The organism is Streptomyces sp. NPDC021019 (assembly GCF_044333295.1).
In the GTDB taxonomy this organism is placed as follows: Bacteria; Actinomycetota; Actinomycetes; order Streptomycetales; family Streptomycetaceae; genus Streptomyces.
The window spans coordinates 1-15,620 of the sequence record NZ_JBIRQR010000013.1 but is presented as its reverse complement, the minus strand read 5'-3'; the positions used below and the strand labels follow the sequence as shown (position 1 = coordinate 15,620).

Below are 15,620 nucleotides of genomic sequence, written 5' to 3'. Positions count from 1 at the left end.
ACGTGTCACAACCCACCCTGGACGTCCTCGACCCGGCGACCGCCGAGGTCATCGCCACCGTCCCGGCGGCCTCCGCCGCCGACGTGGACGCCGCCGTCATCCGCGCGGCGGCCGCCCAGCGCCGCTGGGGGGCCGCCGCGCCCGCCGACCGGGCGCGGCTGCTGCGCCGCTTCGCCGTCGTCGTCGACGAACACATCGAGGAACTGGCCCGCTTGGAGGTCCGCGAGGCCGGTCACACCATCGGCAACGCCCGGTGGGAGGCCGGCAACGTAAGGGATCTCCTCGACTACGGCGCGGGCGGCGCCGAACGGCTCCTGGGCCGGCAGATCCCGGTGGCGGGCGGCATCGACTTCACGATCCTGGAACCGCTGGGCGTCGTCGGGGTCATCGCCCCGTGGAACTTCCCGATGCCGATCGCCGCCTGGGGCCTCGCCCCGGCCCTCGCGGCGGGCAACGGCGTCCTCCTCAAGCCCGCCGAGACGACACCGCTGACCGCTCTCCGGCTGGCCGAACTCGCCCTGGAGGCCGGGCTTCCCGAGGGTCTCTTCCAGGTGCTGCCCGGCGAGGGGCCGGTGGCCGGGAGCGCCCTGGTCGAGCACCCGGGCGTCGCGAAGATCGTGTTCACCGGCTCCACCCGGACCGGCAAGCACATCATGACCCGCTGCGCTGAGCGCGTGAAGCGGCTCACCCTGGAGCTGGGGGGCAAGAGCCCCAACATCGTCTTCGCCGACGCCGATGTGGAGGCCGCCGCGGCGGCCGCGCCGATGTCCTTCCTGGACAACGCCGGTCAGGACTGCTGCGCCCGCACCCGGATCCTGGTCGAGCGGTCCGTGTACGACCGCTTCCTCGCTTCTCTCGTCCCGGCCGTGTCCGCCGTCGTGGTGGGCGACCCGGCCGACGAGAAGACGCAGATGGGCCCGCTGATCTCGGCGCACCAGCTCGACCGGGTACGGGGCTTCGTCGACGGTGCCCGTGGTGCCGACGGCGTACGGACCGTCCTCGGAACGGCCCCCGAGGGTCCCGGGTTCTGGTACCCGCCGACCGTCCTCACCGGGGTCTCGCCCGAGGCGCCCGTAGCGGTCGAGGAGGTCTTCGGGCCCGTCGCCGTGGTCCTTCCGTTCGAGGACGAACAGGACGCGCTGCGCCTCGCCAACGCCACCGACTACGGACTCGCCGGCTCGGTCTGGACCCGGGACGTCGGCCGCGCGCTGCGCGTGAGCCAGGGGCTGCGGGCGGGCAACCTCTCCGTCAACTCGCATTCTGCCGTGCGCTATTCGACCCCCTTCGGCGGCTACCAGCAGTCGGGGCTCGGGCGCGAGCTCGGCCCGGACGCGTTGGCCGCCTTCACCGAGACCAAGAACGTCTTCATCAGCACGGAGGCCTGAGCACCATGACCGACACTTCTTCCGTCTGCCGCCGCCTGGTCGGCCGCACCGCCGTCGTCACCGGAGCCGGCAGCGGCATCGGCCTGGCCACCGTCCGGCGGCTGGCCGCCGAGGGGGCGCACGTCGTCTGTGCCGATGTCGACGAGGAGAGCGGCAAGCCGGCCGCCGAGGAGGCGGGCGGGCTCTTCGTCCGCACCGACGTCACCGACGCCGGCCAGGTGGGCGCCCTCTTCGAGGCCGCGTTCGACACCTACGGCTCGGTCGACATCGCGTTCAACAACGCGGGGATCTCCCCGCCCGACGACGACTCCATCCTGGACACCGGCCTGGAGGCCTGGCGGCGGGTGCAGGAGGTCAACCTGACCTCCGTCTACCTCTGCTGCAAGGCGGCGATCCCCTATATGCGCGAGCAGGGCAAGGGCTCCATCATCAACACGGCGTCCTTCGTGGCCCGGATGGGCGCGGCCACCTCGCAGATCTCGTACACCGCGTCCAAGGGCGGGGTCCTGGCGATGTCGCGCGAGCTGGGGGTCCAGTTCGCGCGCGACGGCATCCGGGTCAACGCCCTGTGTCCCGGCCCGGTCAACACCCCGCTGCTCCGGGAGCTGTTCGCCAAGGACCCGGAGCGGGCCGCCCGGCGTCTGGTGCACATCCCGGTCGGCCGGTTCGCCGAGCCGACGGAGATCGCCGCCGCCGTCGCGTTCCTCGCGAGCGACGACGCCTCGTTCGTGAACGCCACGGACTTCCTGGTCGACGGCGGGATCGCCGGGGCGTACGTCACCCCGGTCTGATCCGGACCGTCCCGGCGGCCCCGGCGGTCTGCCAACGGTCCCGGCGGTCGGACGTTCGCGAACGTCCGGACGCCCGGTCGCCGTTCAGCCCGCGGTGGCGGCCGGGTCGCCCCGCAGACGCCGCGCGCGGAGCACCAGGAGCATCTCGAAGCGCTGATCGGGTTCGTCGATGGCGTCACCCCACAGCTCGCGGATCTGCCGCAGCCGGTAGCGGGCCGTCTGGGGATGGATGCCGAGGCGGGCGGCCACCTCCGGGGCGCCGCCGGGGGTCTCGATCCAGGCGAGGAGCGTCTCGGCCAGGCGCCGGGCCTGGGTCGGACTGAGGCCCTCCAGCGGGGCGAGGCAGCGGCGGGCCGACGCGTCGATCAGCTCCTGGGCGGGAAGCAGCAGCAGTTCCTCCGTCCGCTCGGTGCAGTACAGCACCTCGCCCTGCGGCAGCAGCCCCTTCTTGATCAGCTGGACGGCGGTCTCCGCCCACCGCAGCGAGGTCGCCGCGGCCGCCAACGGGACCGCCGGGCCGATCGCCCCGGACCAGCCGGCCGTGGCGCGCCGCAGGATCTCCGCGCGGCCCGCCGTGTCCGGGTCCGGGATGACGATGCGCGGCTGCTCGCTCTCCATCTCCAGCAGCATGCCCTGCCCGACCGCCGGGGCCACGGCCTCGCGGGCCGGGCGCATGAGCACACCGACGGCGATCGTCTCCGGGAGCTCCCAGCCGATGCGAGCGGCCCGCTCGGACAGGGCCACCGACACATCGCCCCGGTGTTCCACCAGGAGGAGCTCGATCAGCTGGCGCTGGAGGCGGAGCCGTTCGCTGGCGCGCCGGGCCGCCGCCTCGGCGTAGCCCCGTACCGACTGTTCCACGAGCCCGTCCAGATACTCGAATCCCGATTCGGCCAGCTCGTACATGGCGGGCGCGGGGATGTCGACCTGCTGGCCGATCTCGGCGAGCCTGCGCCAGGTGAGCCGGACCCCGAGGCGGTAGATGGCCTGGAGCGCGTCGAGGCTGCGGCCCTCCAGCCCCTCGCCGCGCCCGAACTCCTGGAACATCTCCGGCGGCACCCGGGGGTGGGCGCCGGCGGTGAGGTTGTGGACGAAGCCCTCGATCGCGCGGCGGATGCCGACGAGGGCCAGCGGCTCCCCGGACTCGTCCTCGACCAGCTGCAGATAGGGATATTCCTGGCGAATCTGGTAGAGGATCATCTGAGCGAGTTCCGGGGCCTCGGACCGGGCGATCGCCTCGAAACGGTCGAGCTTCGACCGGGGGACGTCCTGCCAGGCCGGGCGGGTCACGGAACCGCCGGGGCGGTGTCATAGCTGATCAGGGGGGTATTGGGCTGGTCGGGAGTGGCGTCGAGCAGTGCCACGACACCGACCGCCGCGCCAACGGCGAGTGTGGCGGCCACCAGAACGGTGACAGCTGCGGCGATGAGTCTGCGCATGGTCGGGTCAGCTCCTTGCTGGAGGCGATCCCCACCCCTGTCAGCCGGGCCCCTCCGGCTGGGACACAGTGTCGACAGCACATTGACATTCCGTCAAGGGCTTGCCTACTGTTCACGCCAATCAAGGGCTGACCGGCCCGGGCCCGTGCACCTCCGCGAAGAGATTCGACCCAGGAGTGCCCGGATGCGCCACAACGCTTCACCCCTGTCGCTTGTCCTGCTGGGGGCAGGGGTTTTCCTGCTCGTCCTCGCGCCGCTGCTCGTCTGGTACGTCCAGCCGCATGCCAAGCGCACCCCCATCGACATCGACACCACCACCGTCTTCACCGGGACGGGCAGCTATTTCGACACGTCCGAGGTCGAGACGGTCGAGGGCAGAACGATCACGATCACGCGGCAGGTGCGCGGGGACGTGGCCGACAGCGAGAAGAGCGGCCACGCCGTGTGGGACGTCTCCACCTCGGTCGACCACCAGGACACCCTGCCCGCCTCGGACCCCCGTGACGCCCTCCAGTGGACGCTGGAGCGCTGGGTGACCGACCGGGTCACGAACGAGCCGGTCCACTGCTGCGAGGAATCCCCGACGTTCGACGGTGAGGCCTACCTGAAGTTCCCCTTCGACGTCGAGAAGCGTTCCTACCGCTGGTGGGACAGCACGCTCGGCGGGGTCGTACGGCTCTCCTACGCCGGCGAGCAGGAGGTTCAGGGCTACTCCGGCCTGCTCTTCAAGGGCGAGGTCGAGCCCACCAGGACCGGGGTGCGCCAGGTGCCCGGGCTGCTCGTGGGGAAGAAGAAGATCCCCCAGGTGCTGGCCGAGGAGTGGTATTCCAACAGCGGCATCGAGCTGGTGGTCGACCGGCGGACCGGCCGGATCATGAACGCGGCGATCGGCCCGAAGAAGACGCTGCGCGCCCCGGGCTCCGAGAAGGACGCCGTCGTGCTCCTGGAGAGCAAGCGGGTGGAGTTCACCGAGGAGACCCAGCTCAAGCAGGTCGAGCTGGCGTCGGCGGACAGCGACCGGCTGGCGATGCTCGGCACGACCGCGCCGACCGGGGCCGCGGGGCTGGGCGGTGTGCTCGCCCTGGCGGGCGTCGTGCTCGTCGTCCGGGGCCGCCGGACGGAGCCGGAAGCGCCGAATACTCACATGATGACGATTCCGCACACCTGAGTTACCGGCAAGTTGTTGCACCGGTGAGTAGCCGGGGGCGTACCCGTGCCGAAAACTGTCTATCCCCACCAGAGCACGGCCCCCCGGTCTCGTCCCGTCCGTCCTTCTCCTCTTCACTTCCTCATCACCCTCATCACTTCCGTCCCCTTCTTCTCCCTCATCACCCTCTTCTCGGTCCCTCGCCCCGCAGCCGGGTTTCCCGGCCCCGGCGCCCCCCCTGTCCCGGCCCCCCGGTACGTCCCCGCTCCAAGGCGGCCCTCACCCCGAGGGCCGCTCCCCCCGTCCCCGCCCCCCGAGCCGAGTTGGAGCACCCATGCCCCAGCACGTCCCTCCCCCCCTGCTTGACGCCGTCGCGCGTCCGGGTCAGGGCCCGGCGCCCGCGACGATCCCCGCGACCCCCGGACGCATCGTCTTCCTCGCCCACCGCGACCTGGGCAATCCGGCCGCCGGCGGCTCCGAGCTGCTCGTCGACCAGCTCGCCCTGGGCCTCACCGAGCAGGGCCACGACGTCACGCTGCTGTGCGGCGGACCGGCCGCCCGCCGGCCCTACCGGGTCGTCTCGGCAGGCTCCGCGCTGGGGCACTACGTCGGCGCGCGGTCCGCCTTCGCCCGGCGGATCGGCACATGCGACCTGCTCGTCGAGGTCTGCAACGGCATGCCGTACCTGGCCCCGCTGTGGCACCGCGGACCCACGGTCTGCCTGGTCAACCATGTGCACACCGACCTGTGGGACATGCGCTTCCCGACGCCGGTGGCCCGTGTCGGCCGCAAGCTCGAACACTGGGCCCTGTCCCGCGCCTACCGCGACCACCTGATGATCGCGGTGTCCCCGTCCACGGCGGGCGCCCTGCGCGAACTGGGCGTGCCCGACCGGCGGATCCGGGTGGTGCACAACGGCGTCCAGGAGCCGAACCCGCAGGGCGAGCGGTCCGCCACACCGCTGTTCGTGGCGCTGGGCCGGCTCGTCGACTACAAGCGCATCGATCTGCTGCTCCAGCTCTGGGAGCGGGTCCGGCCGGTCACCGGAGGCCGGCTCGTCATCGTCGGCGACGGCCCCGAGCGGGCCCGGCTGGAACAACTCGCCGGTCCTGGCGTGGAGTTCGCCGGCCATGTGACCGAGGCGGAGAAGCACCGGCTGCTCTGCGCCGCGTGGATGCTCCTGCACCCGGCGGCCGTGGAGGGGTGGGGTCTTGTGGTCACGGAGGCCGCGGCCCGGTCCACCCCGACCCTGGGCTTCGACGTGCCGGGGCTGCGCGACTCCGTCGAGGACGGTGTCACCGGGATCCTCGCCGCGGGCGCGTCCTCCTTCGCCGCCTCCTGGTGCGCGCTGGCGCTGGACGACGAGCGGCGCGAGGCGATGGGCAAGGCCGCCCGCGAACGGTCCGCCGACTACCGGTGGACCGCCAGTGTGCGCCGGTTCGCCGCGGTCGCCGCCGAGGCGACCGCGGGTGCGAGCGCCGGGGCCGCGGGCGGCCCGAGCGCCCCGGTGATCGGCGCGAGCGCGTGAAGGACCCCTCGTTCCGGCGGTCGGCCGCCCTGTTCCGCGCCTTCCTGCGCGAACAGGCCGACCCCGCCACGGCGTACACCCTGCTGGCCCGTGACGCGGCCGACCAGGTCGAACGGCACGCCCCGCTCCGCGACAAGATCGTCGTGGACGTCGGCGGCGGCGACGGCTACTTCACCCGCGAGTTCCGGCGGCGCGGTGCGCACAGCTACCTCTTCGAACCGGATCCGACCGAGATCGGCCCCGGGCAGCGCGCGGACACCGTCGTCGCCGACGGCTATCTGCTGCCGCTCGCCGACGGCGCGGCCGACGTCTGCTTCTCCTCCAACGTGCTGGAGCACGTCGCCGATCCGCACACCTTCCTCAGCGAGATGGCGCGGGTGACCCGCCCCGGCGGTCTCATCTACGTCTCGTACACCAACTGGCTCTCCCCGTGGGGCGGCCACGAGTGGGCGCCCTGGCACTACCTCGGCGCCGAACGCGCCCGGAGCCGCTACGAGCGGCGCACCGGCGGCCCGGCCAAGCACCGGCTCGGCGAGAACCTCTTCAAGATCGGCGTCGGGGAGACCCTGAGCCACGTCCGGAGCCGCTCCGACGTGACCGTCGTCTCAGCACGCTCGCGCTACTGGCCCGTCCTTCCCCAGCTCGTGCCGCGCATCCCCGTACTGCGGGAATTCGCCACCTGGAACCTCCTCCTCATCCTCCGGCGGTGTTCATGACCAGCGCTGTCCACCCACCCCGGTCCACGGTCCCGGAGGGCGCGGGTCCCGCGCCGTCCGGTCCCGCCGACGGACCGCCCACGCCCCGTTCACGGCGCTGGCTGCTGGGCTTCTGGGCCGCCGTGTTCGCGGCGTTCCTCGCGGTGTCGCCCGGCCGGATGACGTTCGACACCAAGCTCGGCGTCGTCGCCGATCCCTGGCGCTTCCTGGGCGACCTGGGCGAGCTGTGGCACAGCCGGGCCGGGTTCGGCGGGATCGCCGACCAGTACGTCGGCTACGCCGTCCCGATGCTGCCGTACTACGGGGCCGCCGACCTGCTGCACCTACCGGTCTGGCTCGCGGAGCGGCTGTGGCTGTCGCTGATCGTGGCAACCGCCTTCTGGGGCGCCCTCCGGCTGGCGGAGCGGCTGGCCGTGGGTTCCCCGGCCACCCGGCTGCCGGCCGCGGTCGCGTACGCGCTGTGGCCGACGTACACCATCGTCGTGGGCTCGACCTCGGCGGCGGCCCTGCCGGGCGCCCTGCTGCCGTGGGTGCTGCTGCCGCTGACGAACCCGCGGCTCGCGCCGAGGATCGCGGCGACCCGGTCCGCACTGCTGATCCCGCTGATGGGCGGCGTCAACGCCGCGTCCACACTGGCCTCCCTGCTGCCGGTCGGGCTGTATCTGCTGTCCCGTCCCGGCGGTCCGCGCAAGCGCGCCCTGCTGGCGTGGTGGATACCCGGCGTCGTCCTGGCTACGGCCTGGTGGATCGTTCCGCTGCTGCTGCTGGGGATCTACGGCGAGAACTTCATGCCGTACGTGGAGTCCTCGTACACCACCACGACGACCATGTCGGCGACGGAGGTCCTGCGCGGCGGCGGGAACTGGGTCGGCTATCTGAACTTCGGCGAGGCCTGGCTGCCCGCCGGCTGGACCGTCGCCACCGGGACCGTCACCATCCTGGGTTCGGCGCTCGCCGCCGCCCTGGGCCTGGCGGGGCTGGCACGCCGTGATCTGCCCGAGCGCCGCTGGCTCGTGCTGACCGTCCTGAGCGTCGCGCTCATCACGCTCGCCGGCTACGGCGGTGCGCTGGGCGGGCTGTTCCACGGGACCGTGCAGGACTGGCTGGACGGCTGGCTGGTGCCGTTCCGCAACATCTACAAGTTCCAGACGGGTCTTGCGCTGGCCCTGGCGCTGGGCCTCGCGCACCTCACCGCGGTGGCCTCCGTCGCCGCGGCGGCGCGGGGCGGAGGCAGCGCGGTGCGCGCCCGCCGGCTCGTGCCGGTGATCGCCGCCGCGCTCGTGCTGCCGGGTCTCGCCTGGCCGTACGTCAACGGCTCGATCCTCCAGACGGGTTCGTTCCAGCAGCTGCCCACGTACTGGGAGACGACCGGGAGCTGGCTGAAGAAGAACTCGGCCGACGACCGCGCCCTGGTGGTCCCCGCGACCGCGCACGGCATCTACACCTGGGGCTCCCCCATCGACCAGCCGCTGGACGTGCTGGCGAACTCGCCCTGGGCGCAACGGGACTACGTGCCGTTCGGCACGCCGGGCAACCGGCGGGCGATGGACGCCGTCGAGCAGGCGCTGACCACCGGCGGCGAGGTCCCCGGACTGAGCGAGTACCTCAACCGGGCGGGGCTGCACTATGTGGTGGTCCGCAACGACCTGGATCCCGACCAGTTGGGGTATGTCCCCACGACCACGGTGAAGCGCACCCTGGAGGCGTCCGGGTACCGGCGCGTCACCGGTTTCGGTCCGGTGATGACCGGCGGCCGGATCGCGGCGGACACCCCCGTGCAGGTCGAGGGCCTCTATCCGCGACAGCGGGCCGTGGAGATCTACGAGCCGCCCGCCGGAACGGAGCGTCCGGGGCGGGCGACCACGTCCCCGGTGGCCTCGACGGCCGTCGTGAGCGGCGGGCCCGAGTCCCTGCTGCCGCTGTCGGCGAGCGGCGCGCTGAACGGCCGGCCGGCCGTACTGGCCGGTGACGCGCATCCGGGTCTGGGGCGGCCGTCGCTGTACGCGGCGGGCGACGGGCTGCGGCGCGCCGACACCCGGTTCGGGCTGGTCAACTCCAACACCTCGTACACGTACACCGCCGATGAGCGCAACGCGGTGGAGGCCGCACAGGATCCGGACCGGAAACCCCGGCAGATCCTGCCGACGTCCGGCGCGGAGCACCAGACGACGGCCGTGCTGCGGGGCGCCAAGAAGGTCAGCGCCTCGTCGGTGGGCAACTGGCTGTTCCATCTGCCGCAGTACGACCCGGTCAACGCCTTCGACGGCAACCCGGACACCGGCTGGGCGGAAGGGTCCCCGGGCTCGCCCGAGAACGAGTGGGTGCGGGTCGACTTCACCACCCCGACGGAGCTTCCGGGCTCGCTCCAGGTGACGCCGCTGCCCAGCGCGAACGTGCGGGCCGCGCCGACCGTCGTGCGGGTCGAGACCGAGCGGGGCTTCGAGGACAGCCCGCTGAAGCCGGACGGGTCGACGCAGACCGTGGCCGCGCCCACCGGGCAGGCCTCGTGGCTGAAGGTGACGATCCTGGAGTCCCAGCAGGGGCGTCCCGGGCTCACCGGGGCCGGTTTCACGGACATCGCGATCCCGGGGGTGCAGGTGACCCGGATGCTGGAGCTGCCCGCCGACGCGCCGCGCGAGGGCGCGGACTCCGCGGTCTACTCGCTGCGGCGGGGCAGCGACCCGGGCGGTCTGTCGTCGGTGGCGGCCGAGGTCGGCCTGCACCGGCAGTTCACCGCCCAGGAGGCCGGCCCGTACAAGCTGTCCGCGAGCGCGGTGCCGGTGCCCGGCGAGGCCCTGGACAAGCTGCTCTTCGAGCTCACGGGCGAGCGGGACAAGATCGAGGTGAGCGCCGACTCCACGGCGCGGCTGGGCACCAGCCTCACTCCGCGCAATCTGACCGACGGTGATCTGACCACGGCGTGGATCGCGGGCGAACGCCCCGTACTGCATCTGTCCTGGCCGGAGAAGAAGGAGATCGGGGAGATCGTCTTCGCGGCGGCCGGCGGCCTGTCCACCCGCCCCGAGCAGGTGCAGATCAGCTCCCCCGACGGCACGGCGGTGGCCTCCGTGGACGAGAACGGCATGGCCCGCTTCTCGCCCATCAGGACCGACCGGATGGACATCACCATCTCGCGCCAGGCTCCGCTGACCGTCCACAACCCGGTCGCCGACGACCAGTTGCAACTGCCGGTGGGGCTGAGCGAGGTCTACGTCCCGGCCCTGGAGGAGTACCGCTCGCCGCAGCCGAAGCCGGGCACGACCTTCAGTCTGGCCTGCGGCAAGGGTCCGGTCCTGTCCGTCGGCGGTACGTTCCTGGAGACCCGCGCCGAGGGCCTGGTGCGGGACCTGACCCAACGCCGCCCCATCGAGGTCACGCCGTGCACGGAGGGCGGCACGGTGGAGCTGGCCGCCTCGTCCACCACGGTCGAGGCGGGTGACGCGGGACCGCTCGCCATCACGGACGTCACGCTGAGCAAGGGGACCACCGAGGCCGCGGCGGGCAAGCCGCGTTCGGTGGACGTCGAGCGGGGCGACGGCGACCGGCGCACGATCGCCGTCGGCGCGGGCGAGGCCTCCTACCTCCAGATCCACGAGAACCACAACAAGGGCTGGAAGGCCACCCTGGACGGCGAGGAGCTGACGCCGCTGCGGATCGACGGCTGGCAGCAGGCCTGGCTGATCCCGGAGGGCGAGGGCGGCGAGGTCACCCTGGAGTACGAGCCGGCCCGCATCTACCAGGTGGGCCTGATCGGCGCGGGAGTCCTGCTCCTGGTGCTCGTGGGACTCGCCTTCGGGCGCCGACGGGGAGCCGAGCCGTACGCGGCCGAGGAGCAGCCCGTCGTGCCGGGTCCGGGTCTGGTCCTGGGCACGGTGGCACTCACCCTGGTGGGGGTGGTGATCGCGGGGCCGCTCGCCCTGGCGGTGCCGGTCCTCGCCGTACTCGCCCACTTCCGGCCGCAGCTGCTCGCGCCGCTCGCGTTCGCGGCGATGGCCGCGGCGGGTGTCGTCACCGCGGTGGGCACCGGGGACACCACGGCCGAGGGCGAGGGCGCGTTCGGCGCGACGGCCCAGTTCCTGGCCCTGGTCGGTCTGTTCGCCGCCCTGGTCACGGTCGGGCGCGAGCCGCTCGGCAGGCGGGCCGTCGGGGGCCCGGGCACGGCCGCCGCGGACGGCGAGGCGCCCACGGTGCCGGCGCAGGCCGCCGCCTCGGGCCGGACGCTGTCCACCGACCCGAAGCGTCCGCAGGGAACTCCGCCTCCCGCGCCCGGAATCGGGTACGGGCCGGGCTCGGGCTCCGGCAGGGGCGAAGGCGACGGCGGTGACGGCCCGACGCAGCAGGCCGGCGGTCAGCAGCAGCAGCCGTCCCGTCCCGGAGGGGGCACCTGATGGCAACCACGCGGCACCCCCGGGCGCGGGGCGGCATGCCCCCGCCCGGGGACCCGGCCCGGGTGCCGTTCCCCGTGGTCGACGAGGTGGCCCGGCACTGTGCGCAGGACGCCGAGCCGAACACGGTGCACATCGAGATCCACCTGCCCGGCCGGGTGGACGAGGGGCGGCTGCGCGCCGCGTTCGGCGAGGCGCTCGCCCGGCACCCCCGGGCGCTGATGCGGGAGCGCCCCTGGTCCCCGTTCGCCCGGCGCTACGAGTGGGAGCTGACCGGAAGTCCTGACACGGATCCGGTCTCCTTCCCGCCGTCCGCGCCCGGGGCGCTCGCCCGGGCCCGGGCGCGGGCGCTGGACGAGGCCCCTCCGCTGACGGTGTCGCCGCCGCTGCGGCTCACGGTGGTCGAGGAGCCGGGCGCCGCAGGGTGTGTGCTGCTCTTCACCGTGCACCACACCGCCCTCGACGGCCCGGCCTGCATGCGGCTGGCGGCGACGGCCGCCGAGGTCTACGGGGCGCACCGCACCCCGCCGGCCCCCGCACCCGCGCGCCCGGCGTCCGAGCCGTTCGACGGGGAGTCCCCGGCGGCGCCGCTGGCCCGGCCCGCCCGGATCGCGGCGGGCTCGCCGGGGCCCGCGCCGGTACCCGGCAACGCCATGCTGCTGGTCGAACTGCCGGTACCCCGGCGGGGGTCCGGCGCTCCGTACACGGTGAACGACCAGCTGATGGTGGCCACCGCCCTCACGGTGGCCGACTGGAACCGGGAGCGGGATGCGCCGGGGGCCGACCGTCGGCCGCTGCGGATCACCATGCCGGTCGACGACCGCACTCGCGGACCCGAGATGCCGATCGGGAACGGCACCCGGCTGGTGGAGGTCGGATTCGCCGCGTCCGAACTGGCGCCCGGGGCCGACCTCCCGGCACTGCTGCGGGCGACCGCTGAGCGCACCCGGGCGCTCAAGGCACGCCCCCGTCCCCCGTTGGGCCGGTCCGCTTCCCTGCTGACCGCGCCACTGCTGCCGGTGACCGCCCGCGCCGCCGTCACCCGGGGGCTGCGGGTGCTGGCGGGGCCGTGGACCTCGACGACGCTGCTGAGCAACATCGGCCGGGTGCCGTACCCGTTGGACTTCGGGGATGCGGGCCGGGCCACCGCCGTGTGGTTCTCCGCGCCCGCCCGGATGCCCCGGGGGCTGACGTTCACCACGGCGTCCACGGGCGGCCGACTGCATCTGGCGCTGCGCTGGTCGCGCACCCTGCTGGGCGACGAGGACGGCGTACGCCTGCGCGAGCTGTTCACCCGTCACCTGGCCTCGACGTCCTCGGAGACCGTATGACCGGCACCACCTCTCCCCCGCCCGGGCTGCGGGACTTCTACGAGAACCCGGCCGTCCCGGTCGCCTCGGGCGACGGGCGCACCCTGCGGCAGGCCCGGCTGCTGGCCGACGCGTTGGGCGCGCCGGGGCAGGTGATCCTCGACATCGGGTGCGGCGACGGCACGGCGGCGGCCACGGCGGCCCCGGTCCTCGCCGGTCACCGGCTGATCGGCGTCGACTGGTCGCAGGACGCGCTGCGCAGGGCCCGGCCCCGGATGGGCCTCGTGGTCCGCGGCGAGCTGGAGCACGGCGGGCTGCCGCTGGCCGACGGGTGCGCGGACGCGGTGCTGTTCAGCGAGATACTGGAGCACCTGGTCGACCCGGACCAGGCCCTGGACGAGCTGCGGCGGGTCCTGCGGCCCGGCGGCCATCTGATGCTGTCCACCCCGAACCTGGCGGCCTGGTACAACCGGGCGCTGCTGCTCGCCGGGGTGCAGCCGGTGTTCTCGGAGGTCAGTCTGCGCGGCATCCACGGCCGCCCCGGTTCCGAGGTGGTCGGGCATCTGCGGCTGTACACGGCCCGTGCGCTGCGCTCGTTCCTCGCGGCGTCCGGGTTCGACGACGTGCGGATCACGGGCGCCCCCTTCCACGGGGTGCCGCGGGCGCTGCGGCTGGTGGACCGGGCGGCGTGCTCGGTGCCCGGGGCCGCCTCCATCCTGCTGGCCCACGCGCGGCGGAGGTAGCGCGGTGTGGTGGGGTGTCGGCGCGGCGCTGGTCGCCAACGCGCTGTACAGCGTGGGGTTCGTGGTGGAGAAGCGGGCCCTGGGCGCGCTGCCCGCGCTCTCCGCCGGCCGACCGCTGCGGGTGGTCCGGACGCTGCTGACCAGTCCACTGTGGATGGTCGGCGCGCTGGCGCTGGCGGCCGGGTTCGGGGCCCAGCTGGTCGTCTACCGGGCGCTGCCGATCGCGGCGGCGCAGGGCATCTTCGTCTCCGGTCTGGTGCTGCTCCTGCTGTTGTCGTCGGCCGTGCTCGGCGAGGAGTCGACGGGCCGCGAACGCTACGCGCTGGGCGGGGTGCTGGTCGCCCTGCTGATGGTCGTCGCCTCGGTGCGCGAGGGCGAGGACGTGGTGAGCGGCGGCGCTCCGTGGGCTCTGGTGCTCCTGGTCTGCGTGCCCGCCCTGGGGGCGGGCGTCTGGCTGTACGTACGAGTGGAGAGCCGGGCGGCGAAACGGCACCGGGTCCCGACCAGCGGCATCGGGTACGGAGTGGCGGTGGGCCTGCTCTACGGGGTCAGCTCGCTGGCCATCAAGGGCACGTCCAGCCGCCTGACCGGCACTGGTCTGGGCGAGGCCGCACTGTCGCTGCTGGCGTCCCCCTATCCGTATCTGCTGCTGTTCACCGCGGGGGCCGGTCTGGTGATGTCGCAGACGGCGTTGCAGCGCTGCCGGGCCTCCCTCATCGTGCCGGTGTGCACCACGGTGACCAGCCTGTTCACCGCGGTACTCGGGACGCTCGCCTTCGGCGAGACGCTGCCCGACGATCCGCTGCTGCTGGCCCTGCGGGTGGGCGGCACGGCGCTCGCCCTCTCCGTCCTGCTGGCCATGCCGCGCCACGACCCCCAGCCCGCCGCCCCGTCCTGACCCGGGTCCGGCACCACCGGCACCACCGGCACCACCGGCCCTCCCGACCTCCCCGCCACCTCTGCCGTCCGATACCTCCGACACCTCCGACACCTCCGAGACCGAGGAGCCACCCGATGAACCCCGACGACCCGCTGCTGGCCCTGCTGGCCTGCCCGCTCGACAAGGGCCCGCTGTCCCTGCTGACCGAGGAGGAGGCGCTCTACAATCCCCGGCTGCGCCTGAGTTACCCGATCGTGGACGGCATCCCGCAACTGCTGCCCTCATCGGGCAGGAAGGTCGGGGCGGACGACCACGAGCGGCTGCTCACCCGGCTCAAGGCCTCGGCCACGTGACCACGTTCGCCGCGGCGGTGGCGTCCCGCCTGCCCGGTGGCCTCGTCGGCTCGGCCGCCGTCGCCCTGTACCCGCGCTTCGAGCCCGAGCTCCGGCGGCTCGCCGACTTCTGCCCGCCGGACGGTATCGCCGTCGACATCGGTGGCTGGTACGGCCCCTGGTCGCGGCGGCTCGCCGCCCGCTGCGCCGAGGTGGTCACCGTCGAGCCCGTGCCGCATCTGGCCGAACACCTGCGCCGGACGCTGCCGCCGAACGCCCGGGTGGTCCAGGGCGCGGCGACCGACCGGGTGGGCACGGCGCAGCTGTGGTTCCCGGAGGGCGACAGCGGCGACCGGGGGGTGTCGTCGCTGGCCCGCCGCGACATCCACGCGCACTGCCTGGAGGTGCCGTCGATCACCGTCGACGGTCTCGGACTGAGCGGGGTCGGCTTCGTGAAGATGGACGTCGACGGCGGCGAGCGGGCGGCGCTGCTCGGTGCGGCGGAGCTGCTGCGCAGGGACCGGCCGGCCCTGCTCGTCGAACTGGAGAGCCGGCTCGGCCCGATCGCACCGGCGGTCGACCTGCTGACCGGTCAGGGCTACGCGGGCTGGCTGCTGGCGGGCCGGCGCTGGATCGCGCTAGACGGGTTCGACCTGGTGGCACACCAGGAGCGGACGGAGCACCTGGTCCACCGGGGGCTGCTGCGCCGGGCCTTCGTCCCGCACCGGGAGCGGTACATCAACTCGGTGCTCTTCCTGCCGGACGGGCGGACCCCGGGCCCGGCCTGACGGTCGCGGGCCCCGCGGGTCCTCGGCCCCGGGCATGCCGAACGGAGGGTGCGAACCCGTCGGTCACCGACGCCTTGGCCAGCCCCCCCCATTACCTTTTTGGTGGCCTCGCAACGGGGCTGCCGGCCTCCGGGCCCGGCATGACTTCCCCCCCTTGTTAACCATGATCCGGGGGG

At 73.6% G+C, this 15,620-nt stretch carries 13 protein-coding genes; 11 read left to right on the top strand and 2 right to left on the bottom strand.

All coding sequences use genetic code 11. From position 1 onward, the window contains the following. Nucleotides 1–2 precede the first annotated feature (2 nt). On the top strand, nucleotides 3–1,385 hold the full coding sequence (locus ACH4RG_RS35875; RefSeq protein WP_397923679.1) for an aldehyde dehydrogenase family protein: 1,383 nt from the start codon (nucleotides 3–5) through the stop codon (nucleotides 1,383–1,385). 5 nt (nucleotides 1,386–1,390) lie between these two features. After that, nucleotides 1,391–2,176, top strand: coding sequence for a 3-oxoacyl-ACP reductase (locus ACH4RG_RS35870; RefSeq protein ID WP_398540891.1), 786 nt, complete (start codon nucleotides 1,391–1,393; stop codon nucleotides 2,174–2,176). Nucleotides 2,177–2,260: 84 nt separating this feature from the next. On the opposite strand, the gene ACH4RG_RS35865 is transcribed toward ACH4RG_RS35870, so the two are convergent. Together ACH4RG_RS35865 and ACH4RG_RS35860 are read right to left on the bottom strand one after the other, a co-directional pair. Next, entirely contained in the window at nucleotides 2,261–3,466 is a 1,206-nt protein-coding gene (locus tag ACH4RG_RS35865; protein ID WP_397923675.1) for a helix-turn-helix domain-containing protein, read from the bottom strand. Next, nucleotides 3,463–3,615: a hypothetical protein gene (locus ACH4RG_RS35860; protein ID WP_003970781.1), complete on the bottom strand. Its 153-nt coding sequence runs from the start codon at nucleotides 3,613–3,615 to the stop codon at nucleotides 3,463–3,465. Before ACH4RG_RS35860 ends, ACH4RG_RS35865 begins: the two co-directional genes overlap by 4 nt. Before the next feature lie 184 nt (nucleotides 3,616–3,799). Here ACH4RG_RS35860 and ACH4RG_RS35855 point away from each other — a divergent pair, with 184 nt between their 5' ends. The 9 genes from ACH4RG_RS35855 to ACH4RG_RS35815 all read left to right on the top strand — a co-directional run bounded on the left by ACH4RG_RS35855 (nucleotide 3,800) and on the right by ACH4RG_RS35815 (nucleotide 15,444). Next, complete coding sequence (locus tag ACH4RG_RS35855; protein WP_397923673.1) at nucleotides 3,800–4,783, top strand: DUF3068 domain-containing protein; 984 nt, start codon at nucleotides 3,800–3,802, stop codon at nucleotides 4,781–4,783. A 313-nt stretch (nucleotides 4,784–5,096) separates the two neighbouring features. After that, nucleotides 5,097–6,290: a glycosyltransferase family 4 protein gene (locus ACH4RG_RS35850; protein ID WP_397923671.1), complete on the top strand. Its 1,194-nt coding sequence runs from the start codon at nucleotides 5,097–5,099 to the stop codon at nucleotides 6,288–6,290. Beyond that, on the top strand, nucleotides 6,287–7,006 hold the full coding sequence (locus ACH4RG_RS35845; RefSeq protein WP_397931426.1) for a class I SAM-dependent methyltransferase: 720 nt from the start codon (nucleotides 6,287–6,289) through the stop codon (nucleotides 7,004–7,006). Before ACH4RG_RS35850 ends, ACH4RG_RS35845 begins: the two co-directional genes overlap by 4 nt. Beyond that, nucleotides 7,003–11,394: an alpha-(1->3)-arabinofuranosyltransferase family protein gene (locus ACH4RG_RS35840; protein WP_398540890.1), complete on the top strand. Its 4,392-nt coding sequence runs from the start codon at nucleotides 7,003–7,005 to the stop codon at nucleotides 11,392–11,394. The genes ACH4RG_RS35845 and ACH4RG_RS35840 overlap by 4 nt, the downstream gene beginning before the upstream one ends. Next, nucleotides 11,394–12,722 carry a condensation protein gene (locus tag ACH4RG_RS35835; RefSeq protein ID WP_397931431.1) on the top strand — a complete coding sequence of 443 codons (1,329 nt, stop codon included), beginning with the start codon at nucleotides 11,394–11,396 and terminating at the stop codon, nucleotides 12,720–12,722. Before ACH4RG_RS35840 ends, ACH4RG_RS35835 begins: the two co-directional genes overlap by 1 nt. After that, a complete protein-coding gene (locus ACH4RG_RS35830; protein ID WP_397923664.1) occupies nucleotides 12,719–13,444 on the top strand; it encodes a methyltransferase domain-containing protein in 726 nt (241 codons plus the stop codon). Before ACH4RG_RS35835 ends, ACH4RG_RS35830 begins: the two co-directional genes overlap by 4 nt. Nucleotides 13,445–13,448: 4 nt before the next feature. Further along, nucleotides 13,449–14,342, top strand: a complete 894-nt coding sequence (locus tag ACH4RG_RS35825) for a hypothetical protein (protein WP_397923662.1) — start codon at nucleotides 13,449–13,451, stop codon at nucleotides 14,340–14,342. A 116-nt stretch (nucleotides 14,343–14,458) separates the two neighbouring features. Beyond that, a complete protein-coding gene (locus tag ACH4RG_RS35820) occupies nucleotides 14,459–14,677 on the top strand; it encodes a Trm112 family protein (RefSeq protein ID WP_397931433.1) in 219 nt (72 codons plus the stop codon). Further along, complete coding sequence (locus tag ACH4RG_RS35815) at nucleotides 14,674–15,444, top strand: FkbM family methyltransferase (RefSeq protein WP_397931436.1); 771 nt, start codon at nucleotides 14,674–14,676, stop codon at nucleotides 15,442–15,444. The genes ACH4RG_RS35820 and ACH4RG_RS35815 overlap by 4 nt, the downstream gene beginning before the upstream one ends. The last annotated feature ends 176 nt before the right edge of the window (nucleotides 15,445–15,620 follow it).